The 1353-nt window shown below is 45.8% G+C and carries 3 protein-coding genes; 1 reads left to right on the plus strand and 2 read right to left on the minus strand.

What is annotated here, in order from left to right; translation table 11 throughout:
• Window positions 1–9: 9 nt before the first annotated feature.
• Both QUB44_RS30875 and QUB44_RS30880 read right to left on the minus strand, forming a co-directional pair.
• Entirely contained in the window at window positions 10–720 is a 711-nt protein-coding gene (locus QUB44_RS30875; protein ID WP_333373728.1) for a hypothetical protein, read from the minus strand.
• Between the two features lie 9 nt (window positions 721–729).
• Entirely contained in the window at window positions 730–876 is a 147-nt protein-coding gene (locus QUB44_RS30880; protein ID WP_333373731.1) for a hypothetical protein, read from the minus strand.
• Window positions 877–1188: 312 nt separating this feature from the next.
• Here QUB44_RS30880 and QUB44_RS30885 point away from each other — a divergent pair, with 312 nt between their 5' ends.
• Window positions 1189–1320, plus strand: a complete 132-nt coding sequence (locus QUB44_RS30885; RefSeq protein ID WP_333373734.1) for an FAD-dependent monooxygenase — start codon at window positions 1189–1191, stop codon at window positions 1318–1320.
• The last annotated feature ends 33 nt before the right edge of the window (window positions 1321–1353 follow it).

Here is a 1353-nt window from a genome sequence, read left to right on the forward strand (position 1 = left end):
TTAAATGGCTTAATTGGTAGACCGCCAAAAACTGCACAACAAGTATAAATACTTATTGCAAAAGTGACATGCTCCCATGCGATCGACCATGCAGTTGGGAAACGCAACCTGTTCAGCAATCCAACGTCCTAACTCTGGATCGCGCATTTCGGCAAATGTCGTTAGCATTTTCCGCACCATGTCGCCGTTGCCCTGGATATTGTCGCAGGACAAGACTGTAAAGGGTGCCAACCCCTGTTTACGCCCATCTTCACCGATGGCTATTTCTTGCTCTAGCGAGGACAAGACTGTAAAGGGTGCCAACCCCTGTTTACGCCGCTTTTCGAGTGCGGCTGTCAAAAAACCGTATGTCCCAAGTGGTTGGCTGGGATGTAGCAAATCGTGCTGCATCGTCGGGTGGTTTACATCGAAATTGCCACTTCCTTCAATGTAGTAGTAGCCGCTTTCAGTGATCGTTAGAGTAACGATTCGGCATTTGGGATCTGCTAATGCTTCGATGACTGCTTGACGATTGTCTGGTGCAAACAGGTATCGAGTGATTGAGCCGATGATGCGAGCGTGATCGCCTTCTTGTGATCGCTCAACTAAGGTATACAAACAATCTTGGGATTGAAGCGCATCCCGCATCCGCCTGTCATAGTCATAGTCCAGCAATCCAACACCACAGATTCCCCAATCACTACCAGGATGCTGATGGAAATAATCATCGAGATAAAGCACTTGGTGCGATCAATGAAATCCACCAACCCCAATATGCACAATTCCATTAGTAATTTGATGGCGATCGTACTTGGGTACGCGCACGTTTCCAGGTAAACGAGACAGGGATGCTTGATTCAGCTTGATTGTTGAGCCGGTGCTGGTATTGCTGTTCATCTTAATTTATGACCTTGTGATGACGGCTTATTATCAGTATTGCAGGATGGGTGAAAAAGGTGGAGTCTATTTTGGCTGCTCTGCATGGCAAGTCGATCGCAAAACCGATCGCCGATGAAGTTGTCGCCCAAGCTATTCTTGAGAATATCTAACTTTTCAGGGGTTGCCGATCGCAGATGAAAAGACAACCCAGGCCCCCACTTCTTTGTTGAAACCCTGATTGCCCTGAATCAATTTGATTCAGAAGTCGGGGATCTGCCGGGAAGCATAATAAAGTTCGGTACATCAACTCATCGTATTCGGTAAACCCCTATGGTTCAAAACGTTGTGATTATTGGAGCGGGCCCGGCTGGACTGCTACTGGCGCATTATTTATTGCGTCGTGGCAACTACCATATTGATATAGTCATTTCAAATAAATGTGAGACAGAGGCAAGATCATGATAAAATCGATAAAAATAGTTAATTAAAAAAAAA

It is taken from the genome of Microcoleus sp. AT3-D2 (genome assembly GCF_036705715.1).
In the GTDB taxonomy this organism is placed as follows: domain Bacteria; phylum Cyanobacteriota; class Cyanobacteriia; order Cyanobacteriales; family Microcoleaceae; genus Microcoleus.

What these genes read in the sequence shown, in the direction of transcription:
- QUB44_RS30880 (WP_333373731.1), bottom strand. Translation starts at nt 876, where the DNA reads ATGAACAGCAATACCAGCACCGGCTCAACAATCAAGCTGAATCAAGCA.
- QUB44_RS30885 (WP_333373734.1), top strand. Translation starts at nt 1,189, where the DNA reads ATGGTTCAAAACGTTGTGATTATTGGAGCGGGCCCGGCTGGACTGCTA.